At 40.3% G+C, this 23246-nt stretch carries 20 protein-coding genes, 2 tRNA genes and 1 pseudogene; 13 read left to right on the top strand and 10 right to left on the bottom strand.

Features of this window, described 5'->3' with window-relative positions; genetic code table 11:
• Nucleotides 1–801: 801 nt before the first annotated feature.
• The 3 genes from FTU37_RS02290 to FTU37_RS02300 form a co-directional block, all read right to left on the bottom strand.
• Nucleotides 802–2514 carry a flotillin family protein gene (locus FTU37_RS02290; protein ID WP_168379214.1) on the bottom strand — a complete coding sequence of 571 codons (1713 nt, stop codon included), beginning with the start codon at nt 2512–2514 and terminating at the stop codon, nt 802–804.
• Nucleotides 2515–2690: 176 nt separating this feature from the next.
• Entirely contained in the window at nt 2691–3329 is a 639-nt protein-coding gene (locus FTU37_RS02295) for a YqiJ family protein (protein WP_180007473.1), read from the bottom strand.
• Between the two features lie 464 nt (nt 3330–3793).
• Entirely contained in the window at nt 3794–4336 is a 543-nt protein-coding gene (locus tag FTU37_RS02300) for a hypothetical protein (RefSeq protein WP_180123715.1), read from the bottom strand.
• A gap of 321 nt (nt 4337–4657) precedes the next feature.
• Between FTU37_RS02300 and cysD the strand changes: the two genes are divergently transcribed.
• From cysD to FTU37_RS02330, 6 genes are all read left to right on the top strand, one after another.
• Nucleotides 4658–5572, top strand: coding sequence for a sulfate adenylyltransferase subunit CysD (gene cysD / locus FTU37_RS02305; RefSeq protein WP_078189893.1), 915 nt, complete (start codon nt 4658–4660; stop codon nt 5570–5572).
• Between the two features lie 152 nt (nt 5573–5724).
• Nucleotides 5725–7338 carry a sulfate adenylyltransferase subunit CysN gene (gene cysN, locus FTU37_RS02310; protein WP_168378395.1) on the top strand — a complete coding sequence of 538 codons (1614 nt, stop codon included), beginning with the start codon at nt 5725–5727 and terminating at the stop codon, nt 7336–7338.
• A gap of 157 nt (nt 7339–7495) precedes the next feature.
• On the top strand, nt 7496–8278 hold the full coding sequence (locus FTU37_RS02315; RefSeq protein WP_180123716.1) for a GIY-YIG nuclease family protein: 783 nt from the start codon (nt 7496–7498) through the stop codon (nt 8276–8278).
• Between the two features lie 55 nt (nt 8279–8333).
• On the top strand, nt 8334–8855 hold the full coding sequence (locus FTU37_RS02320) for a PadR family transcriptional regulator (protein ID WP_180123717.1): 522 nt from the start codon (nt 8334–8336) through the stop codon (nt 8853–8855).
• On the top strand, nt 8852–9193 hold the full coding sequence (locus FTU37_RS02325) for a DUF3861 domain-containing protein (protein WP_180123718.1): 342 nt from the start codon (nt 8852–8854) through the stop codon (nt 9191–9193). Before FTU37_RS02320 ends, FTU37_RS02325 begins: the two co-directional genes overlap by 4 nt.
• Nucleotides 9186–9446 carry a DUF2798 domain-containing protein gene (locus FTU37_RS02330; protein WP_168378390.1) on the top strand — a complete coding sequence of 87 codons (261 nt, stop codon included), beginning with the start codon at nt 9186–9188 and terminating at the stop codon, nt 9444–9446. Before FTU37_RS02325 ends, FTU37_RS02330 begins: the two co-directional genes overlap by 8 nt.
• 13 nt (nt 9447–9459) lie before the next feature.
• Here the strand turns inward: FTU37_RS02330 and FTU37_RS02335 are convergent, their stop codons facing one another.
• On the bottom strand, nt 9460–9810 hold the full coding sequence (locus tag FTU37_RS02335; RefSeq protein ID WP_180020679.1) for a co-chaperone YbbN: 351 nt from the start codon (nt 9808–9810) through the stop codon (nt 9460–9462).
• Nucleotides 9811–9941: 131 nt separating this feature from the next.
• Between FTU37_RS02335 and FTU37_RS02340 the strand changes: the two genes are divergently transcribed.
• The gene (locus tag FTU37_RS02340; protein ID WP_180123719.1) at nt 9942–10934 is read left to right on the top strand and encodes an NAD(P)H-quinone oxidoreductase; all 993 of its coding nucleotides are present in this window, start codon (nt 9942–9944) and stop codon (nt 10932–10934) included.
• A 154-nt stretch (nt 10935–11088) separates the two neighbouring features.
• On the opposite strand, the gene FTU37_RS02345 is transcribed toward FTU37_RS02340, so the two are convergent.
• Together FTU37_RS02345 and FTU37_RS02350 are read right to left on the bottom strand one after the other, a co-directional pair.
• A tRNA-Leu gene (locus FTU37_RS02345) sits at nt 11089–11174 on the bottom strand.
• A gap of 10 nt (nt 11175–11184) precedes the next feature.
• Nucleotides 11185–11258 (bottom strand) — tRNA-Cys (locus tag FTU37_RS02350).
• A 152-nt stretch (nt 11259–11410) separates the two neighbouring features.
• On the opposite strand from FTU37_RS02350, the gene folD reads away from it, so the two are divergent.
• Nucleotides 11411–12259: a bifunctional methylenetetrahydrofolate dehydrogenase/methenyltetrahydrofolate cyclohydrolase FolD gene (gene folD / locus FTU37_RS02355; RefSeq protein ID WP_078192972.1), complete on the top strand. Its 849-nt coding sequence runs from the start codon at nt 11411–11413 to the stop codon at nt 12257–12259.
• A gap of 265 nt (nt 12260–12524) precedes the next feature.
• Nucleotides 12525–13193, top strand: coding sequence for a methyltransferase (locus FTU37_RS02360; RefSeq protein ID WP_078189884.1), 669 nt, complete (start codon nt 12525–12527; stop codon nt 13191–13193).
• A gap of 65 nt (nt 13194–13258) precedes the next feature.
• On the opposite strand, the gene FTU37_RS02365 is transcribed toward FTU37_RS02360, so the two are convergent.
• The 3 genes and pseudogenes from FTU37_RS02365 to FTU37_RS02375 all read right to left on the bottom strand — a co-directional run bounded on the left by FTU37_RS02365 (nt 13259) and on the right by FTU37_RS02375 (nt 16811).
• Nucleotides 13259–13687 carry a hypothetical protein gene (locus FTU37_RS02365; RefSeq protein WP_180123734.1) on the bottom strand — a complete coding sequence of 143 codons (429 nt, stop codon included), beginning with the start codon at nt 13685–13687 and terminating at the stop codon, nt 13259–13261.
• A 198-nt stretch (nt 13688–13885) separates the two neighbouring features.
• Complete coding sequence (locus FTU37_RS02370) at nt 13886–15205, bottom strand: MFS transporter (protein WP_078190125.1); 1320 nt, start codon at nt 15203–15205, stop codon at nt 13886–13888.
• Between the two features lie 287 nt (nt 15206–15492).
• Nucleotides 15493–16811, bottom strand: a pseudogene (locus FTU37_RS02375) (MFS transporter).
• A gap of 342 nt (nt 16812–17153) precedes the next feature.
• Here FTU37_RS02375 and glpD point away from each other — a divergent pair.
• Nucleotides 17154–18671, top strand: coding sequence for a glycerol-3-phosphate dehydrogenase (gene glpD, locus FTU37_RS02380; protein WP_180123720.1), 1518 nt, complete (start codon nt 17154–17156; stop codon nt 18669–18671).
• 81 nt (nt 18672–18752) lie between these two features.
• Here glpD and FTU37_RS02385 read toward each other — a convergent pair whose 3' ends face one another.
• Nucleotides 18753–20585: a phosphoenolpyruvate carboxykinase (GTP) gene (locus tag FTU37_RS02385; RefSeq protein ID WP_180011862.1), complete on the bottom strand. Its 1833-nt coding sequence runs from the start codon at nt 20583–20585 to the stop codon at nt 18753–18755.
• Between the two features lie 412 nt (nt 20586–20997).
• Between FTU37_RS02385 and FTU37_RS02390 the strand changes: the two genes are divergently transcribed.
• The 3 genes from FTU37_RS02390 (at nt 20998) to groES (ending at nt 23176) form a co-directional block, all read left to right on the top strand.
• Nucleotides 20998–21936 (top strand): diacylglycerol kinase family protein, encoded by a 939-nt coding sequence (locus FTU37_RS02390; RefSeq protein WP_180123721.1) that lies wholly within the window; start codon nt 20998–21000, stop codon nt 21934–21936.
• On the top strand, nt 21917–22702 hold the full coding sequence (locus FTU37_RS02395; RefSeq protein WP_180007484.1) for a metallophosphoesterase: 786 nt from the start codon (nt 21917–21919) through the stop codon (nt 22700–22702). Before FTU37_RS02390 ends, FTU37_RS02395 begins: the two co-directional genes overlap by 20 nt.
• 183 nt (nt 22703–22885) lie before the next feature.
• Nucleotides 22886–23176: a co-chaperone GroES gene (gene groES / locus FTU37_RS02400; RefSeq protein WP_180123722.1), complete on the top strand. Its 291-nt coding sequence runs from the start codon at nt 22886–22888 to the stop codon at nt 23174–23176.
• Nucleotides 23177–23246 lie beyond the last annotated feature (70 nt).

Raw genomic sequence — 23246 nt, forward strand, 5'->3', positions numbered from 1 at the left:
AGGATGGTCATAGGTTTATGATTTTTAAAAATAATTTCGTATAGCGTGCAGTATATTGATTTTAGGGAAAATAACTAATTTAATTGAGATTTTTAATGGATCTTTATCATCAAAGAGCTTTTTTACTTGGATGAAGCCTAATATTTTCAATAGAAATTATTTTATTTGTAATTTTCTCAAGCCTTATACAAAGGATGGTAGATCAGGAATATGAGAAGGGGGAGCTTTAAAATTGGTGAAATTTGCTATCTCAGTGATGAAATTTTTTTAAGAAAATCTACATGAGCATATACATCTATAGTCAGCTATTATTTTTTAGTTGATGGTTTGAAGTGCAAAAACCTTGTTAGGCCCTATTTTCAATTTAATAAGCAATTTCCAAGTTTTATAAAAACAATAGATAGAACAAAATGTTATCGAGCTGAATATATAGAAGTAAATATCTTATTCTGTAAGATGAGAAGGATATATCAATTAATTGATTTTAAATATTTTGTTTCATAATTTTATGCTGTTTGCTCTATAGCTTCTAAATGAGTATTTTTATGAAATACGCCATTTGTTCATTGATTTAACATCAGGCTGTGATGCGAAATATAAATGTCAGAAACCATTAAAAGCGCTCTGATAAGACAGAAAATGTTGTTCATTTCTTTGGGAGATTGTATGCCCATAAGTACAAGTATCTAAGCCATAAAAAAAGCAGTGCGGACACTGCTTTTTTAATTCATTTAGAATGTGTTGCTCAAGCAATCACTTCTGAATAAAGAGATTTGATGGAGCCCTATCTCAATCAAAAACTTAGTTTTTGCTGGTTTTTAAGCTCTGAGTTAAACCGTTAATATCGCCACCTTGGATACCAAGCTCACTCATCAAGCTATCAATCAGTGGGGCCTGGCTGCGGTAGCGTAGGGCACTATTCACCACTTGGTCTGACAAGGCAACATTACCGCTGCCTTCGTGGTGAGCATCACCTTGGCAAGAACCTGCATGACCACCATTTAGGCCATTCACTTGCAAAATCTTAATGTCATCAATGTTTTCCATTGGTTTCACACTTTCGCGAATGATTTCAGGTAAGTATTTCAGCATCGCTAAACGAATTTGCATTTCAACCTGTTCAGATGACAATACGTTGTTTGCTTCGTTCACTGCACGTGTACCTTCAGCATCAACTTGGTATTGTTTTTCCATCGCCTGAGCCAAGAGAACTTTTGCGTCAGCTTCACCTTTGGCTTTTAAGCGAACTTTTTCAGCTTCGGCTTCAGCTGCAATACGGATAGCTTCTGCATCATCTGCTGCTGCTTGTTTACCTGCTTCTGCCGCGACAGTAATGGCAATCGCATCTTTCTCCGCTTTTTCTTTCGCAGAGACCAATTCAACAGCTTTTTGACGTTCAGCTTGTTGGATTTGACGAACGGTAATGACTTCTTCTTCGGCTTTTACCGCTTGAGCACGGGCTTGATCGGCATGCGCTTTAGCTTCAGATTCAGCACGAGATTTTTCTGCAATAGCAATGGCACGGTCTTGCTCAGCCAACTCAATGGTTTTCTTTTGTTCCACTTGGGCTTGCTGAATAATTTGTGACTTTTGAATATTTTGATTTTCAACGTCACGTGCAGCAGTAATACGCTTTAAGTCAACTTCACGTTCAGCAGCAATACGCGCTTCTTCGGCTTCACGTTTTTTAGCAGCTTCTTGTGATGCAATTTCTGCAAGCTGTTCTGCACGACGGATTGAAATTTCACGTTCTTGTTGCAGTTTTGCATATTCTTCTTCACGCAAAATTTGTAGACGTGCTTGTTCTGCTTCTAAGTTCTTGGTCTTAATTGCAAGATCTGCATCTTGTTCAATCGCATTACGTTTACGACGACGGTCTTCAATGGTTTCTGTCAGTTTAGTTAAACCTTCAGCATCGAACGCATTTTGTGGGTTAAAGTATTTAAAGCCTGTTTGGTCTAAGCCAGTTAATGAAACGGTTTCAAGTTCCAAACCGTTTTTATGTAAATCTTCAGACACCACTTGCTGAACTTTTTGAACGAAGTCGACACGTTTTTCATGCAACTCTTCCATCGCCATTTCTGCGGCAACTGCACGTAGAGAGTCAACGAATTTTCCTTCGACCAAATTCTTTAACTCATTTGGCGACATGGTCTTTTGACCTAACGTTTGTGCTGCGGTAGCAATCGAATCTGCGGTTGGTTTCACACGGACATAGAACTCCGCCATCACATCGACACGCATACGGTCACGTGTAATCAGCGCTTGGTCATCTGCACGGCGTACTTCAAGACGTAGGGTGTTCATATTGACAGGGATAATTTCATGCAGCACCGGAAGCACAATAGCACCGCCACCTAAAATCACTTTTTCACCGCCGAAGCCTGTACGCACAAATGAAATTTCTTTACTTGAGCGACGATAAAGTCGAGCAATAATAAAACCAATAAAAATAAGTGCGGCAAAAATTATCCCGACTGAAACAAGGATACCGCTTGGAATAATGTCTAACATGGACGTTTATCTCTTTTGTTGTAGTTCAAGTTAACCCTCTAAAGTGCTAACAAGTTTGGTTTAAAAATCAGTATTTTGTTGATTCATCATGACTTCGAGATTTGCTGAACGTATGACGCGTTAAATGTATTTATATGGTGTTAAAAGAACTGATCGAGCATCAATTCATTCAAAATTTAGAGCATGGTGGCTTGGAAGCCTACATTTGTTTTTTGGGTTAAAACCACTGATTGACCTTGGCTGAATATTTCATCTTGTTCAGGTTCAACCAAAATATAATGGGTCAATCCATGTTGATCTTTGACTTTGGCTTGAGCAGGGGACTGTGGTCGTGCATCACCCAAAATGATCGTGGCCGTTCTACCGATCAATTCATCACTATAAATGGCGGTTGTTTCATCTTGCGGTAAAATACGGGCAATGAGCATTGCGCTAAAACGTACGAAGGGCATGCACAGAAAAATACAGGCTGGTGCAATAATCCATGCACTGAACATCATACTGGTCATTTGGTTAACGATGGCTTGAATAGCAAAGCCCAACAAACTATAGACACATAAGAAAATGATGAGCCATACAAACAGTGGAATACGACCCAAATACAACCAATCGAGCACACGTGTCACGATACCTGCATCGGCATCTACACCTAGCTCTGCATTATGACCAACATCCTCAGGTAGGAATTGATCTAAGAAGCCTTGAGAACCACCCCCTAAAATTGTTAACACAATCTCAAAAAGTCCAAACAAGAACATTAAGCAGAGACTGATGCTAAACACGATATTAGACGGGTGAGTAAACAATTCCCACATTATATTTATCTCTATATTTATGCTTATAAAAAATCAAAAAAAATAATTCTGGCCGAATTTTTTTCAGTAAATAAAATAACATTATCTGTCGAAATTGTGTAAAAAAATTACAGATCAGATTAACAAAAAGTCGGCTTTTATGTGAGCTATTACTAAGTTTTTCTTTAAAAATAGTTGATCAATTAAATCAGGATTATCTAAATCTAAAATGAATAGCACTTCTACTTTACCCATTTAAGATTTAAGTCATTGTGATCAATCAAATTTTCAGTCTAATTGCAGATATATAAGTGGTCGTGCTCAAGGGAGAGAAATGGCCTGTTAAACGGCACAGAAAACAATGTTAGGAAATGTAAATTTATAAGCGTCACAGCAGTGCTGAGGGCTTTGCCGTGACTTTCGATGTCATATGAAGATTTGAACTGGCGTTCAATAGAGCGCTTTTTAGGTGGCTTTAACCGTTTTTATAACAATGAAGTTTGAATGCGTACTTTCATATCTAAAGCCGCTTGAACAATAAAGGTTTTCATCCACTTCACTTGTTCGCCCATCGGATTGGTTTTAATCGCAGTGTCTAAAAAGCCCATGCTTTCAAGTTGAAACAATTGTTTTTCGATCTCTTCTTCTAACTGGGTGCTATTGGCTGCGAGCGGGAAGTGGATTAAGTAAAATGCTTTGGGGAAATTATAAAAAGCATAGAGCAGATTAAATGCACGTTGATCGGCCTTTAAATTGCCAGCGCCAATTTCATAGCCACGATCTTGGTTACTATGAGTCACCCCAATCAAAAATTCGAGTTTATTGTCCAAAAGTCGTAGGCCGAACTGAAGGCCAATTTGGTCTGCACTCAGCTCATGTTGGATAAAGTTATTCAGCGGGCTGCCGTCATCATTTAAGGCTTCTTGGAGCACGAGGATGTGTGAAGAATGCTGATAAATATAGCCAGCAAGACCTGCTGCTTCTATCAGCGACTTTAAGGTTTCAAGCGTATAGTGACTATATGGCATATCAATAACTATTGGAGAGTGATATAGCTACTTTAGGTACTTTGAGCGAGTTTGAATACCGATTGTTTAGAGGATTTAGCGATTAGTTAATTGATAAAAAATTGCGTAAACTTAAGGATCTCGGACTAGAATAATAATGAAATTGATAAGTCTATTGTATTAAATTAATTAAAATTGATAAGCAGTATCAGACAATTTGTATATGACGAATAAGAATATCAATATCACAAAACAAGCAATCGTTATGAAAGCTTAATCACTATAATGTATATATATCTTTAAAAGTGTAATAAGTACACATATTCTAAGCTGGTGTTGTCCATGTCATTAAATGAGGAAAGACTTACTCATCTTAAACAGCTTGAAGCTGAGAGTATTCATATCATCCGTGAAGTTGCTGCTGAGTTCGAAAACCCAGTCATGCTGTATTCAATCGGTAAAGATTCAGCGGTCATGCTGCATCTTGCTTTAAAAGCATTCTATCCTGCCAAACTTCCATTCCCACTACTGCATGTAGACACGGGTTGGAAATTTAAAGACATGATTACTTTCCGTGACAACATGGCAAAAGAGCATGGCTTTGATTTGATCGTGCATCAAAACAAAGAAGGTAAAGACGCAGGCGTGAATCCGTTCGATTACGGTAGCTCAAAATATACTGATATCATGAAAACTCAAGGCTTAAAACAAGCACTTGATAAATATCAGTTTGATGCGGCTTTCGGTGGTGCGCGCCGTGACGAAGAGAAATCTCGTGCCAAAGAGCGTGTTTACTCATTCCGTGATACCAAACACCGTTGGGACCCTAAAAACCAACGTCCTGAACTTTGGAATCTTTACAACGGTAAAGTGAACAAAGGCGAAAGTATTCGTGTGTTCCCATTGTCTAACTGGACTGAGTTGGATATTTGGCAATACATCTACCTCGAAAATATTAAATTGGTTCCTTTGTACTTGGCTGCTGAACGTCCAGTGGTTGAGCGTAACGGTACACTGATCATGGTTGATGATGAGCGTATGCGTTTGAACGAAGGTGAAGTGCCACAAATGAAATCGGTGCGTTTCCGTACTTTAGGTTGTTACCCACTTACAGGTGCGGTTGAATCAACTGCAACAACTTTACCGGAAATTATCCAAGAGATGCTTTTAGCCACCACATCTGAACGTCAAGGTCGTATGATCGACCATGACGAAGCAGGTTCGATGGAAAAGAAAAAGCAGGAAGGTTACTTCTAAGAATCTCATAATCTCCCCCTAACCCCCTCTTTACGAAAGAGGGGGAACTCCCGAGAAAGAACGGAGCCAAGTCTCCCTTTCTTAAAGGGAGATTTAGAGGGATTAAAAAGATTCAGAAACCGATTTCAAAAGAATATGTGGAGCTTTGAGCAATGTCTCATCAATCAGATTTAATTAGCCAAGACATCTTGGCGTATTTAAAACAACACGAAAATAAAGACCTTCTACGTTTCCTCACTTGCGGTAACGTGGATGATGGTAAATCGACTCTAATTGGTCGTTTGCTTTACGATTCAAAATTGATTTATGAAGATCAATTGCAAGCGGTGACTCGTGACTCTAAAAAAGTCGGTACTACGGGTGATGCGCCTGACTTGGCTTTACTTGTAGATGGTCTGCAAGCGGAACGTGAGCAGGGTATTACCATTGACGTGGCTTACCGTTATTTCTCTACTGAAAAACGTAAGTTCATCATTGCTGACACCCCGGGGCATGAGCAGTACACACGTAACATGGCAACTGGTGCGTCGACTGCCGATTTAGCGATCATCTTGATTGATGCGCGTTATGGCGTTCAAACCCAGACTCGTCGTCACTCATTTATTGCGAGTCTTTTGGGTATTCGTAATATCGTGGTTGCAGTGAACAAAATGGACTTGGTTGAATTCTCTGAAGCGCGCTTCAATGAAATTCAAGCAGAGTACAATGAGTTCGTAAACCAATTGGGCGACCGTAAACCTGCGAACATTATCTTCACGCCTATTTCTGCGTTGAATGGTGATAACGTTGTAAACAAATCGCCAAATACACCGTGGTACCAAGGTCAGACTTTAATGGAGACTTTGGAAACTGTTGAAATTTCGCATGATACGAGCAAGCACGAATTCCGTTTCCCAGTTCAATATGTCAACCGTCCGAACCTCGATTTCCGTGGCTTCTGCGGTACGATTGCACTTGGTGAAGTGAAAGTTGGCGATACCATTACTGCATTACCATCTGGTAAGTCTTCGACTGTTAAAGAAATCGTGACTTTTGACGGTAACTTAGACCATGCTGTTGCAGGTCAAGCGGTAACACTTACGCTAAATGATGAAATTGATATTTCACGTGGTAACGTTTTAGTTAAAGCAGGCGAACAGCCATTAATTTCACGTTCTGCACGTGCCTCTGTGGTATGGATGACAGATGCGCCTTTAGTGGTTGGTAAACTGTATAACGTGAAGTTTGGTACACAAACCATTCCTGCGAAAGTTGCGAAAATCAACTACCGTACCAATGTAAACACATTGGAAAAAACGGAAGTTGAACAGCTTGAACTGAATGCGATTGCAGATGTAACGATTGAGTTTGATGCGCCAGTGGTATTTGACCGTTACCAAGACAGTCGTTACACAGGTTCATTCATCTTTATTGACCGTTTAAGCAACGTGACTGTTGGTGCGGGTATGGTTGAATCTGCGGTTGAATGGACTGCACACAACGAGCCTGTAACTGCTGAAGCGCGTGCTGCACGTTTAGGTCAAAAACCTGCTGCTGTAACTGTAACTGCGAAAGCACTTGAAAATGCGCAAGCGATCGAAAGTTTGTTGATTCAGCAAGGTGTAGTTGCGATTGCGAAAGCTGGTTTAACTGTAGAGCAAGTTGCACTTGTACGTGAAACAGGTGTGGTTGTGATTACAGATAGTGCTGAAGGTACTGATGTGACTTATGCATTCGAGACTGCTGAAGAAGTTGCTGAGAAAATTGTTGAGTTGGTTCGTCTATAATAGATTGAATTGATTTAAAAAAGACCCGCCGCAAGGCGGGTTTTTTTATTAGGAAATGAATATATAATTTAAAAAGTGCTTATGTTTTAATCAAAAAAACAAATATTATTTCGTGGTAATCTATTGTAAATAAACAATATAAAATCAAAAGGGTTGTATGAATATTAGGCAAAAACTTATTGATGTTGGTTTTAAAAATGTGGGGTTCTGGAATATTGGGAGCAGTAAGGAATTAATTTATAAGTTAAATTATTCATCTGGTGTAGAAAATATACTGTATGCGTTTATAGAGAATAATGAATTGCTCTATATTGGTAAAACTACACAAAATTTAGATAATAGGTTTAAAGGTTATCTAAAGCCAGGTCGTACCCAAACTACAAATATTCGAAATAATTTTGAATTAACTAGATTGATTAGCATGGGCAAGGTCATTGAAATTTGGTTATTTGAAGATGTTGGATTAATGAAATATGGAGGGTTTAAGCTTAATCTAGCTGCTGGTTTGGAAGATAGTTTGATAAAAGAATTGAAACCTAAGTGGAATGGGAATAGGTTCAAAATCAATGAAATCAATGAAATCAATGAAATCAATGAAATCAATGAAATCAATGAAATCAATGAAATCAATGAAATGCCAATATATAAGTTGACTTTGCATGATACGTATTTTAATTGGAGCTGTATTAACTTTGGAATTTCATATTCTAGCTACTTAGGTACGCATGAAAGTCAAATGGATATTTATGTTGGTGATGGTGCTATTCCGCTAGATATAGCTAAAATAGATCGAAATGCTAATAAAAATGGATCAGTTAGGATAAGGCCATTTAAGGGTAAAAAATTACAATTCTGGTTTAGTGAAAATTGTAAACCGATGGAAGTAGTTAATATTTTAATTGAAGCTCCAAACAAAATAAGAATTAAAAAAGTAGGTTAATATAATTCAATTGTATTAAGATATATCTTAATTAATCTTAAGGTGTATCTTTGCGATGTCAAATTCAGACCTTCTCGACGGTAGCGATAGTCTAGTTAAAACCCGAAAACGTCTGTTTGAAGCAGGGCACATGAAACTATTGGTGCTGCATCTTATTTCCCAAGCGCCTAAGTTTAGTTACGACATCATTAAAGATGTCGGCGCAATCGTTGGCGGCGGTTACAGTCCAAGCACAGGGACAATTTACCCAACGCTGAATTACCTCGAAGAACAGCAATACATACACGCAGAACTGAATGCCGAAGACCGTAAACAATACAGCGTTACGCAGTCAGGCATACAACACCTAGATGCAGAAAAAGCCACAGTAGAGAAAATCCTCTGCCGTTTTGATACCCGCAAGCAAATTCATAACAATGAACAATATGTCGACATTAAACGCGCGATGGAAAACCTAAAAGCATCACTGCGCATCAAAATTCAGCACTGTGAACTGACACCTGAACAGGTGTATGCCATTGCAGAAAAAATCGATCAGGCGGCTGTCGAAATCAGCCGTATGGAGGTGACGCAATGAAACAGCATCAATATGAAATTACGCTCAAACACATTGCTGATGCGCAGGGCAATCCATCGACCTATACCGAAGCTTTGCAGTTTAATGCCTACAACCATGATGACATGTTTAAGGTGCTGGAGCATTTGAGCAAAGCGCAATTGTTAGATGATGAAAAGACCAAAGCCTTTGTCGTAGGTCTGAAACTGTTTGGTGAAACCTTGCTGGAAAATAAAGATCATCCTTTATTTAAAGATTTCATGCCGCATTTTGGTCAGTTTATGAAAACACTGAAACAAACCGTGAAAACTAAAAATGCACAATCAGCAACGATAGAACAAGGTGAAAGCCATGAATAGTCTCCCCAAATTTCATCCGAAGCATCTCACGTGGTTAATGCCTTTGATTCTATCTGGCATTATGAGTGGTTCAATTTCTTGCTTTAATATTTATTTAAAAGTCGGTGCGGTTGAGGGCTTTTTAGGGATTTGGTTAGATGCTTGGAGCCTATCGTGGATGATGGCTTTTCCGCTCATTTTGATCGTGTTGCCATTGGTGCGTAATACGCTAATGAAGTTTGTACGCCTACCAAATGAGCCTGCATCCAAATAAAAGGTACATCTATTTAGTCATGAGTTGAGTGTGACTGCATCGCATCTTGAATGATGGCTGTTAATTCAGTCAGTGATTTGACACCTGCAATACGTTGAATCACTTTCCCGCGATAAAACAGCAAGGTAGAGGGTAGTCCATAAACGTTATAACGCAATGTCAGTATCGGTGAGGAATCAATATTCACTTTGCCAAATTTAAGCCGTGTATGCTGCGCTGACATTTGACTTGCGCACTGCTCAAATACTGGGAAGTTCTGTACACAGGGCGCGCACCAGTCTGCATAGAAGCGAATCACGGCAAAACCATCAAACCATTCATAGTCACTGGCGTTATCTTCATTGTATTCAACGATCTGAGACATGCTTGGCCTATTATTCATTTACGAAATACACTACAAATTATACATAAGTCCATGTTTATTCATTCTGCGCCATTTCTATGTTCAAATAGTGCAGAGATAGATGAATATTCAATAATTGAAAAGGGAAAACAATGTCACAGCAAAGCATGCAACAGGTCATTATTACTGAGCCGGGTGGTGTCGATAAACTGGCCTATGAAAGCGTTGCCATCCCAGAAGCGAAAGCAGATGAAGTGTTGGTTAAAGTGCATGCCTTTGGCATCAACCGTCCAGACATCTTGCAGCGTCAAGGTTTATACCCAATGCCGAAAGGCGTAACGCCAGTACCGGGTTTAGAGGTTGCAGGCGAAGTAGTTGCTGTCGGTGCGGATGTTACTTTGTTTAAGGTGGGCGATAAGGTTTGCGGTTTAACCAATGGTGGCGGTTATGCAGAATATTGCGTGGTGCCTGAAAGCCAAACCATTGCGATTCCTGAAGGCGTCAGCTTTACTCAAGCTGCAGCGATTCCTGAAACATTCTTTACCGTTTGGGCGAATGTATTCCAAATGGGCAAAGCCAAAGCAGGTGAAACGGTGCTGATTCATGGTGGAACCAGTGGTATTGGAACTACGGCAATCATGCTGTGTAATGCGTTGGGCATGAAAACCTTTGCAACAGTCGGTTCAGATGAAAAAGTGGCAGCGATCTCTGATATCACGCATGCGATTAACTACAAGACTCAAGACTTTGAGCAAGTGATTAATGAAGCGACCAATGAGCAAGGTGTAGATGTCATTTTAGATATTGTTGGCGCACCGTATTTGGCGCAGAACCTCAATCTATTACGTCGTGATGGTCGTTTGGTCTATATCGCATTTTTAGGTGGTGCAAAGGCCAAAGAGGTGAAACTGGGTCAAATCATGATGAAGCGTTTGACCATTACAGGCTCAACCATGCGTGCGCGTAATACTGAAGAAAAGGCAGAGATTGCCAAAGGCATTCAGGAAAATGTTGTTCCGTTATGGTCTAAAGGTGAATGCCTGCCAATGATTTACAAAACATTTAAGTTTGATCAAATTCAAGAGGCGCATGCAGCCATGGATACAGGCGAACATGTGGGTAAGATTGTGGTTGAAGTGATCTAAAGTCTAAACTTTAAAACGCGATGTATTTGTAGGGTGTTTTAAAATAATAAAAGAGGGCATTGTCCCTCTTTTTTATTGTCTTACTAAATTTTAGGCATAAAAAAACCAGCTTATCGCTGGGTTCTTTATTACACCATCTTCAGTAGTAGAAGAATGGTGCCCGAGGCCAGACTCGAACTGGCACGCTTTGTGGGCGGGGGATTTTAAATCCCCTGTGTCTACCGATTTCACCACTCGGGCTTAACAAGATTGGAGGCGGAGGTCGGAATCGAACCGGCGTACACGGAGTTGCAGTCCGCTGCATGACCACTCTGCCACCCCGCCATGTCTTGTTGATGCGTATATTAGCAAGCTCTGAAAAAAAAACAATAGCAGATTCATCTGTATGAGCATAAAAGCAGCATACAAGGTAAAAAATTTAAAATAATCATGTATTATGTGCAAAATTGATTCATATCATCACTTGGAGAAGTGCCGTGGCATTAGTTTTAGATGGTCGTGCATTGGCGAAGAAAATTGAAGCTGACTTGTTGACTCGCGTAGAAGCGCTAAAAGAGAAAACTGGTCGTACCCCAATTCTTGCGACTATTTTGGTAGGTGACGATGGTGCATCTGCAACTTATGTACGTATGAAAGGGAATGCTTGCCGCCGTGTTGGTATGGATTCATTAAAAGTTGAGCTTCCTAAAGAAACCACAACTGAGCAATTGCTTGCTGAAATTGAAAAATTGAATGCAAATCCAGATGTTCACGGTATTTTGTTACAACACCCCGTACCTGCTCAAATTGATGAGCGTGCTTGTTTCGATGCGATCTCTCTTGAAAAAGACGTGGATGGCGTGACCTGCTTAGGTTTCGGCCGTATGGCAATGGGTGAAGCAGCATATGGTTCTGCGACTCCTGCAGGCATCATGACCATTTTAAAAGAAAACAACATTGAAATCGCAGGGAAACATGCGGTTGTTGTGGGTCGTTCTGCAATTTTGGGTAAACCAATGTCTGCGATGCTACTTGAAGCGAATGCAACAGTGACCACTTGCCACTCACGTACTCAAAACTTAGCTGACTTTGTTAAGCAAGCTGACATTATTGTGGGTGCGGTAGGTAAAGCTGAATTGATTCAAAAAGATTGGATCAAACCAGGTGCAGTGGTTGTTGATGCTGGCTTTCATCCACGTGATGGCGGCGGTGTAGGTGATATCCAATTGGTGGGTATTGAAGAAGTTGCTTCTGCTTATACACCTGTTCCGGGTGGTGTAGGCCCAATGACCATTACAACGTTGATTCGTCAAACTGTTGAAGCTGCTGAAAAAGCGTTGGGTTAATCTTTTAATAAAAAGATCTTAAAGTCACAACGGAGTCTTACCGTTGTGACTTATAAATGTAAGAAGCTCGTATGTTACTTTTGTTTCGGCAAAAGTAACCAAAACCATTTGTCATCTGCTGAACTCGACATAATCAGCCTTTTGATTAATGGTGTCGCAGAAACAGTGTTCATTCGATTAAGGTCTGTCTCGCACAGCAGCAGATGACGATGTCGCGTATCTGATACGTTTATAAATTCAAATAAAATCATCTCCAAGGCTTAATATGAGCTGTACTTTCCAATTTCCCAAAGCCCCTGAACATTTACTGAAAGCACTGCATGAAGTCATTCCGCATTGTGAATTGCATGCTCAACAGTTGCCTGAAACACCTATTTCTCTATGGTTGATTCCACCGGTATTTCCAACCGATAAATTGGATGATGAAGTCATTCGTCGTATATGGAATGATACGCCGTATTGGATTTTCTGCTGGGCTTCAGGGCTTGCTATGGCGCAGTGGCTATTGGCTGAGCCGCATCATGTCAAAGATAAAGTGGTATTGGACTTTGGTGCAGGTTCAGGCGTGGTGGCGATTGCAGCAAAAATGGCAGGGGCGAAACGCGTGATCTGCTGTGACATCGACCAAGTGAGCCTAGATGCCTGCCGTGCCAATGCAGAGTTGAATAATGTCGAACTTGAATATTTGGACGATCTGTATAAAGCCGAACAAGTCGATATTTTATTGGCTGCCGATGTGCTGTATGACCAATGCAACCGTTTCTTTTTGGATGAATTTTTAAAGTTTGCTCCAGAAGTGTGGGTGGCAGACAGTCGTGTGAAAAACTTTAGTCATCCTAAATATGAAAAACTCGATGAACGTAGCGCAACAACATGGCCTGATTTGGATGAATCACCTGAGTTTCGAAATGTGAGTTTTTATAAAACCCTATAAATATTGAACCCATAAAAAAAGACGCTCAAAGCGTCTTTTTTTTGTCTTTTGAACAGCAAATTTGATTAAGAACAGGTATAGCGAACCACACGTAAGGTTGCAGGGCGAGCATCGAGTGCATTACGCGCGCCTAAGTTTTCAGAGTTACGAAGGTCTGGGGTATTTGACAGACCGAAGTTCGCACGTGTATTACCAATTTGACGGCCGTACTGGGTATTTTCCAAAGCAGGATTTGCAATTTCGTTCACGCTTAAGATTTGTAATTTATAGGTCTTTTGCGTATTTAATACTTTTTGGCAAGCACGTTGTAATTTATTGGCATCCAGTTGTTGGTTTTGGCGACCCGCTAAAGTATATGCAAGTGTTGCGCTATCTGCAGATTTGGACTCTATTTGAAAACCCGTTTGACCATTAAAAGCACGTGGAGTGCTTTGGCAAGCAGCCATCGACATTGCAACAATACTCAAACTTAAAACTTTGTAAATATTTTTCATCATTCATTCGCCGTGTGTATTTGTATGTTCAGTATGCCATAGTCCGTCTGTCGACTCGATGGCGAAAACAAAGAAAGCCAAAGAAGTTTGATTAAATCTTTGATGCAGCCGAAACGATGAGTAGATGGAAATGGAGATAAAAAAAGCTCATCAAAATAGGCTTTGATGAGCTTAAGTGGAATAGCAGGGCTGAGCGAATTAATCGTCAGTGATCATGCTATGTTTTTTAGTATCTTTCATGAAGACATAGGTAATTAAAGATAAACCAATCATGAATGTAATGTAGTAGAAGAAGTAGTTTTCATGGCCTGCATTTTTGAAGCTCAAAGCTACAAGTTCTGCGGTACCACCAAAGAGTGTATTTGCAATGGCATAAGGCAATGCAACACCTAGGGCACGGATGTGTGCAGGGAACAACTCTGCTTTTACTACGGCATTAATCGCAGTATAACCAGTGACAATCACCATACCACTCATGCAAAGCATAAATGCTGTGGTTGGGCTAGTCGTAGAACCGATACCGTTGAAAATTGGAATGGTGAAGAGTACACCAAGCACACCAAAGGCGATCATGATTGGCTTACGACCAATTTTGTCTGAAAGCGCACCGACAGCAGGTTGTAAAAGCATAAAGATGAAAATCGCAGCCGTGGTAATTTCAGTTGCTGTGGTTTTCTCAAAGCCAGACGTGTTGACCAAATATTTTTGCAAATAAGTGGTAAAGGTGTTGAACGCTAAAGTACCACCGGCAGTTAACATGATCACAGTGAAGGCTTGTTTAGGATATTTGGTAAATAACGCTAAAGCCCCTGATTTTGGACCACCATTTTTAGCTTGTTCTTGAGCTTCTTTAGAGGATTGAGTTTCAACTAAACCGCGACGAATCCAGAACACCACAATAGCGAGTAATGCACCGATGAAGAACGGAACACGCCAGCCCCATTCAGTTAAAGCTTGTTCTGAGAAATTGCGTTGTAAGATAATTAAAACGCAAAGTGCCAATAGCTGACCTGAAATCAGTGTGACATATTGGAAACTTGAGAAGAAACCACGATGGTTTTTACCTGCCATTTCAGTCAAATAGGTGGCACTAGAACCATATTCACCACCAACACTTAAGCCTTGGAGTAAACGCGCTAAAAGTAGAATAGCGGGTGCGAGCATCCCTACAGAATCGTAGGTTGGTGCACATGCGATCATCAGTGAGCCGACACACATCAACGATACAGACAGCGTTAAACCTGCTTTACGACCTTTACGGTCAGCATAAATACCCATGACCCATGCGCCGATTGGACGCATTAAGAAACCGAGTGCAAAGACTGCAGCCGCTTGTAAGAGTTTTACAGTATTGTCACCATCAGGGAAAAATTGCGGTGCAAAGTAAAGGGTAAAGGCAGCGTAGACATACCAGTCGTACCATTCAACGAGGTTGCCGGCAGATCCGCCGAGGATAGATTTGACACGAGTTTTTCTATCCAATTGTTCAGGAACAACTGGCTCAGATGAGTTTGACACATCATTCTCCAAGGAATGAATGCAAAACATATCCATTTAAACTCTTTGGGAAAAGTTTAAATCAATATATTTTGTCGAAATGGGAGATGGAACTATATTTATTTAATTTATACTCCTGTTGTCGCAGAAAATCATGCGACTTTAGTCTATAAAATGCGATATTTTTGACCAGATACATTTTTCACGACTAAATGAAAAAAACAAAGCCTCATAGACTGAGGCTTTGATGGGGAAAACATGCTGTTTTTGATCAGATTGATCAATAACTCATCTTCAAATAACCCTGATCAATGCTCCTGAATTTTGGAATGGTGTTTGGTGTCTTTCATAAAGACGTAGACCAATAACGAAATAAAAATCATGATGGTCACATAGATAAAGAACCATGACTCGTGACCAGCTTCTTTAAAACTCAGCGCGAAGAATTCTGCCGTACCACCAAAGATGGTATTTGCAAGAGCATAAGGCAGTGCAACACCCAATGCGCGAATATGCGCAGGGAACATTTCTGCTTTTACAACCGCATTGATCGAGGTGTATCCCGTGACAATCACTAGACCTGCGAGACAGAGCCAAAATGCAGTCCAATAATCTTGAGTTTGTCCTAATGCACTAAATAGAACATAGGTGAACAGCACCCCTAAGATCCCAAAAGCGATCATTAAAGGCTTACGACCAATTTTATCGGATAGACCACCTGCTAGTGGTTGTAAGCACATAAAAATAAACAGTGCTAAAGTGGTGATTTGCGTGGCCTCAGGTTTACTAAAGCCAGAGGTATTGACCAGATATTTTTGCAAATAGGTGGTGTAGGTATAAAAAGCCAATGTACCCCCAGCTGTTAAAAATAACACCGTGAATGCTTCTTTCGGATAATGCTTAAATAGAGAAAATAAGCCTGATTCAGGCTGGTCCTTTTGCTCTTGTGCATTTTTGAAGGACTGGGTTTCTAGTAGGCCACGTCGAATACGGAAAACCACTACCGCTAAACACGCACCGATAAAGAACGGAATACGCCAGCCCCAATCATGCAATTGTTCTTCTGTCAGCAACCATTGCAAAATAAGTAGTACGCACAGTGCAGTCAACTGACCTGCAATCAGTGTCACATATTGAAAGCTTGAAAAAAACCACGACGGTCACGGTCAGCCATTTCACTGAGGTAGGTCGCACTAGCGCCATATTCACCGCCGACACTTAAACCTTGAATTAGTCGTGCAACCACAAGAATAATCGGCGCCAAAATACCAATTTGGTCATGCGTTGGAGAAATGGCAATCATCAATGAGCCGATACACATGAGTGTGACGGAGAGGGTTAAACCTGACTTTCGACCTTTTTTGTCTGAATAGATCCCCATAATCCATGCACCAATGGGTCGCATGAGGAAACCGACTGCAAAGATGGCCGCAGCTTGGAGAAGCTGTGCAGTCTGGCTACCTTGAGGGAAAAAAGCATGGGCGAAATAGAGGGTGAATGCTGCATAGACATACCAATCGTACCATTCAACAAGATTACCGGCTGAACCACCGAGAATGGATTTCACTCGGGTCTTTGTATCTAAATTTGATTGAGTAACAATTTCTTCCGTCATTTTAAAATCCATCTTTTTTTATTATGTGAAAATATCTTATGCGTATCGAAAAGCATGAAATGTAAACTAAAAAAGAGGTTTTGTTTAAAAAGTGTACAAATCAACAACTTGTCATGAATTTTGCTTTGAATAATGGTTTGGGCCTTAAAATGATTGATTTCATACTTGAGCCAGCAGGCTTTTAAACGTACATTTAAAATATAACTTCTCATTTAATGAGGAATACAAAAACTCAGCGTAAGGATATCGTGACCAAAATAGGTATCTTGATCAAAAAATCATGATCAATGAGAAAAATAATAAAGCAAAGAAAACGAAGCATTGTTGAATAAAAAGATAGAGTGGGAGGGAGCGATGAATACAGAACAACAATCAATATATGACATGGTGGTCATTGGTGGTGGAATTAATGGTGTTGGTATTGCCTGTGATGCTGCGGGGCGGGGTTTAAGTGTTTTGCTCTGTGAAAAAGACGATCTCGCGAGCCATACTTCATCTGCAAGTAGCAAATTAATTCATGGTGGTCTGCGCTATTTAGAACATAAAGAATTTCGTTTGGTACGTGAAGCACTCGCAGAACGCGAAGTTCTCCTTAAAAAAGCCCCTCATATTATTCGACCGATGCGTTTTATCATGCCACATGAACCGCACTTACGTCCGGCTTGGCTGATTCGTACTGGATTATTCTTTTATGATTATTTGGGTAAACGTGAACAGCTTGCAGGTTCAAATGGAATTGAATTTGATGTGGAAGCTAGTCCTTTAGCATCCAAATTTACCCGAGGGTTCGAATATTCCGATTGTGCAGTAGATGACGCACGCTTAGTTGTACTCAATGCAATACAAGCACGAGAACATGGTGCACAGATTCTGACTCGAACAGAATGTTTAAATGCATATAGTAAAGCTGGAATTTGGCAGGTATGTCTAAAAAATGCCAAGGGATTGCAAAATGTGCAGGCTAAAGTCTTGGTGAATGCGGCAGGTCCTTGGGTCGCTGACTTTATAAAACAGGGGTTAAAGCAAGAGTCACCTTATGGTATACGGCTGATACAAGGTAGTCATATCATTGTTCCAAAACTTTTTGAGGGTGATAAAGCTTTTATTATGCAAAATGATGATCATCGCATTGTCTTTGCGATCCCTTATTTAGAACAATTTACACTGATCGGCACGACAGATCGTGAATATCACGCAGACCCAAATCGAGTAAAGATAAGCCAAGAAGAAATCGATTACTTGCTTGATGTGTCAAATGATCACTTTAAAACTCAATTGACGCAAACGGACATCATTTCAACTTATTCAGGTGTGCGCCCGCTGTGTGATGATGAGTCAGATAATCCAGCTGCAGTCACGCGAGATTACACCTTGGCACTGACGGATGTAGAAGGGGCTGCATTACTTTCAATCTTTGGTGGCAAGCTCACTACTTACCGAAAACTTGCAGAAGCGGCATTAGATCAGCTTAAAACGGTTTTTCATCATCGATCCAAACCGTGGACAGCTGATGCAACATTGCCCGGAGCGGAAAATTTAGAATCCATAGAGCAGTTGATGGTTGAAATCCAACAAAAAGTGCGAGGTGTTTCGAGTAGCCTGGCCAGTCGTTGGGCACATGCTTATGGAACACGTGTTTGGGCTTTACTGAATCATTTAACTTCGATTGATGAATTGGGTCAAAACTTTGGACATGGTTTGTATGCTCAAGAAGTGGATTATTTAGTTGAGCAGGAGTGGGCGAGAAGTTCTGAAGATATTTTGCAAAGACGGACAAAGTTATATTTGCAATTCAGTGCAGCTGAAGTTGATGTTTTGGATGAATACTTAATGGCAATACGAATAAAGCAAAAAGCTCAAGATGTGGCTTAGTTGATATAAAAAAAGACCGCGCAAGGCGGTCTTTTAAATCTTCCTTAATCCCTCTTTTAAAAGAGGGAAATTAAAGGCGGATTAAGCAGATTTTTTTACAGCTTCTAAAAGCTCGTCTTGACGTGCTTTAAGTGCTTTAGGTAAGCGATCACCAAGTTTGTTGAACAATTCAGTGTGGCTTTCAAGTTCTTTGATCCACTGTTCTTTGTCTTGTGAAGTTACAAGATCAAATTGTTCTTTAGTGAAGTCTGAACCAGTCCAGTTCAATTGTTCGTAAGTCGGTACGCGGCCAATTGGAGTTTCAACAGCAGTTGCACGACCTTCACAACGGTCAATGATCCACTCAAGAACACGCATGTTTTGACCGAAACCAGGCCATACAAAGTTGCCTTCAGCATCACGACGGAACCAGTTCACGTTGTAGATACCAGGAAGTTTGTTGCCAGCAGCTTCTGCTTTAGCAGCAACTTGTTCACCAAGTTCTAACCAGTGAGAGAAGTAGTCAGCCATGTTGTAACCCGCAAATGGAAGCATTGCGAATGGGTCACGACGAACGATACCTTGTTGACCAACAGCAGCAGCAGTTGTTTCGGAGCCCATAGTTGCAGCTTTGTAAACACCGTCAACCCAGTCAAATGCTTCTGAAATTAGAGGCACTGTGTCTGCACGACGACCACCGAAGATGAACGCAGAAATCGGAACACCTGCTGGATTTTCCCAGTCAGCATCAATAGAAGGACATTGACCCGCTGAAACAGTGAAACGAGCATTTGGATGCGCAGCTTTTTCACCAGCAACGTGTGGCTGACCTTTCCAGTTAGTTAGATTAGCAGGTACTTCTTTAGAAAGACCTTCCCACCATACTTCACCGTTGTCAGTTACAGCAACGTTTGTATAGATCACGTCTTTATGAAGAGTTGCCATACAGTTCGGGTTAGTCTTGGTATTTGTACCAGGTGCTACACCGAAGAAACCAGCTTCAGGGTTGATTGCATATAAGCGACCGTCTTCACCTGGTTTGATCCAAGCAATATCGTCACCTACAGTTTCAATTTTCCAACCTTCATAACCAGCTGGTGGAATCAACATTGCAAAGTTTGTTTTACCACAAGCAGATGGGAATGCAGCTGCGATGTAGTGTTTTTCGCCTTGTGGATTAGTCACACCAAGGATGAGCATGTGTTCAGCTAACCAACCTTGTTGACGACCCATAGAAGATGCAATACGTAAAGCTAGGCATTTTTTACCCAACAATGCGTTACCGCCGTAACCAGAACCGTAAGACCAGATTTCACGAGTTTCTGGGTAATGAACGATGTATTTTTCAGGGTTGCAAGGCCAAGCAACGTCTTTTTGACCTTCTTCAAGCGGAGCACCAACAGTGTGTACGCAAGGAATGAAGTCACCGTCAGTACCAAGTACGTCATAAACAGCTTTACCCATACGAGCCATTTTAGACATGCTTACAGCAACGTAAGGAGAATCAGTAAGTTCGATACCGATGTGAGCAATATGAGAACCTAAAGGACCCATAGAGAAAGGAACTACGTACAAAGTACGGCCTTTCATTGAACCGTCAAATAAACCATTCAGACGAGCACGCATTTCAGCTGGAGCTTCCCAGTTGTTTGTTGCGCCTGCATCTTCTTGTTTTTCAGAACAGATGTAAGTACGACCTTCAACACGAGCAACGTCAGAAGGATCAGAATTAGCAAGGTAAGAACCAGGATGTTTTTCTTGGTTAAGTTCTTGCATAGTGCCGTTAGCGATCATCAAGTCGATATAACGTTGATATTCTTCTGCGCTACCGTCACACCATTCGATTTTTGCTGGTTTGGTTAATTTGGCAATTTCTTCCACCCAAGCAATTAGCTTAGGGTGACGAACGAATTCTGGTGCGTTCACTTGGGTCATGGTGAGGCCTATCTCAAAAATGTACTAACCGTACAAAGTATAATCTGCATCATGGATTACATCATGCAGATAAAAGATGAAAAAAAGTGGCTGTATTAAAGCATAAAATCATAAAAAAAATAAGACTAAAGAAGTGGTAGATTTTTTTTGGTAGTTAATGCTATCTATATTAAATATAGATAAAATACAATAACTTAACATATTGTGTGGTGAATTTTCACTTTATTTATTAACGTGATGGACAATATTTTATATAGTTATTTTTAATAAAAACAAAAAGTTGCATGTAATTGATATTTGAGAATTATTATTGATTAAATAAATGGTGGTAATTCGATTTTTACATAAAGGCGCTATTATTTGCTGTTAAATTCGACAAAATACAATACTAAGCGGCCAAGATGTATAAAAAGTGATTAAACAAGCCAAGCCTTTATCTATTATCTATAATAAAAAATCAGGATTTCATGCTGCAAACAAAGATGAAGTCTACGAGGAACTTGTGCGGATATTATCCGATCATAATTTCGAAATACAGTCATTTGAGCTTGGGCAGGAAGCCAGTTTTGATACTTTAATGAGCAAGGTATTTGCACGCCATAAAGACCCTGATAATTTGGGTGTTGTGGTTGCTGCAGGTGGTGATGGAACCTTAAATGCTGTTGCTCATCAGTTGATGCATACCGATATTCCTATGGGGGTCTTACCTTTGGGCACATTTAATTATGTGGCGCGGGTACTCAATATTCCTCTCGATTTAATTCAAGCGGCACAGGTGATTGCGACAGGCAATAATCGAAAGGTGCACGTGGCGCAAATCAATGAACATATCTATTTAAACAATGCCAGTTTGGGCTTGTATCCTTTATTTATACAAAAAAGAGAATTTTATAATCAAAAGTTTGGGCGTTTCCCATTGCATGCTTATACCTCAGGTTTGGATGTGCTGATTCGAGATCGTAAAGAGCTGAAATTGGAAATCGAAGTGGATCATCATATTTATCCAGTCAAAACGCCCTTGATCTTTTTTGGCAATAATCAATTGCAATTGGCCGATTTAAACTTGCAAATTGCTAAGGATGCAGAGGCAGGTAAAGTTGCAGGTGTGGTGGTCGCAAAAAGTGATAAGAAAACGTTATTTAAAATTTTATGGCAGTTAATCCGTGGCAATATCGACAATGCACCAGATGTGTATAGTTTCGCCGCTGATGAAGTCACCATACATACCCAACGAAAAAAAATGACCGTTGCTGTGGATGGTGAGATTGTAGAAATGAAACCGCCGCTTAAAATTCGAGTGCAAAAACAAGCCTTAAAGATACGGGTGCCACATGATACTGCATCTGTCTGATCTGCATTTTGGCACTGAAAAGCTAGAGTGTATGCGCGCTATTCAACAATTTTGTCACGAACAGCGTATCGAGGCCGTGGTTGCGAGTGGGGACTTAACCCAACGTGCGCGCTATCGTCAGTTTTATGTATGTAAGCAATTTTTAGAAAGCTTAAAGCTGCCTTATATCGTTGTGCCGGGGAATCATGATATTCCGCTATATCATTTATGGAACCGTGTTTTTAGTCCTTTTGCACGTTATCAACTTTTTTTTGGTGCCATGGAAAATGTACTGGAAACCGAGCATTTTTATTTAATTGGGATCAATAGTATTCGCCGTCGTTACCATACGCGAGGGCATGTATCGCTGGAGCAAATACATCATGTCGATGAATTACTTAAACATGCGCCGCCCAATAAAGTAAAATTAATCATAGCGCATCAACCTTTTTATACGCCGCCCAATGACCCGCATGGTGTGAAAGATTGTCCTGTTCAAGGGCGTTTGGCACTCGAACAGTGGAGTCAACACGGTTTAAATGGTTTATTGCATGGACATTTACATGTTCCAGCCAGCTATGACCTCAATCAGATTTATGCTTTAGGTGCTGCGCATCCAGTTTGGGATATTCATGCTGGAACTGCAACGTCATATCGCCTACACGAGAACCTTGCCAACAGTTTTAATGTCATTGATGAGCAGATGAATGTGCAGCATTATTTTTATAATTCAAAGTTAAAAATATTCGAAGAAAATCTTAGTACTCATATTTTGGATGAGCTTTAATCCTTTAAATTTAAATTTTGAAGAAAAAAAATACAAAAAAATGAAAAAAATTAAATTTTGCCCTTGAAGGGTTTTTTTCCATCCCCACAAAAGTGTCATCTAAATTATTTTTTGTCGATGGCTTACGGAAATCAAAATGTCATCGTCTTTTATCTAGTAAATAGACTTAGTCTGGAGTTAACTATGAGCAATATTCGTCCTTTGCATGACAACGTTGTGATTCGCCGTGTTGAAAAGGAAACTAAAACTGCTGGTGGTCTTATTTTAAGTACTTCAGCAGCTGAACAACCTGCTCAAGGTGAAATCATTGCAGTAGGCAATGGCAAAGTAACTGACAATGGCGTACGTGCATTAGACGTTAAAGTTGGTGACAACGTATTGTTTGGCACTTATGCCGGTACAAAAGTAAAAGTAGCAGGCGAAGAGCTTCTTATTATGAAAGAGTCTGACATCTTAGCGGTACTTGAAGCTTAAGTTTCGTACACGCATTTAGACCCTTTTATTCATCATAAATTGTTAAAAATTTTAAAAAGATTCGGAGTTA

This window comes from Acinetobacter sp. YH12097 (genome assembly GCF_013419225.1).
Classification (GTDB): Bacteria; Pseudomonadota; Gammaproteobacteria; order Pseudomonadales; family Moraxellaceae; genus Acinetobacter; species Acinetobacter amyesii.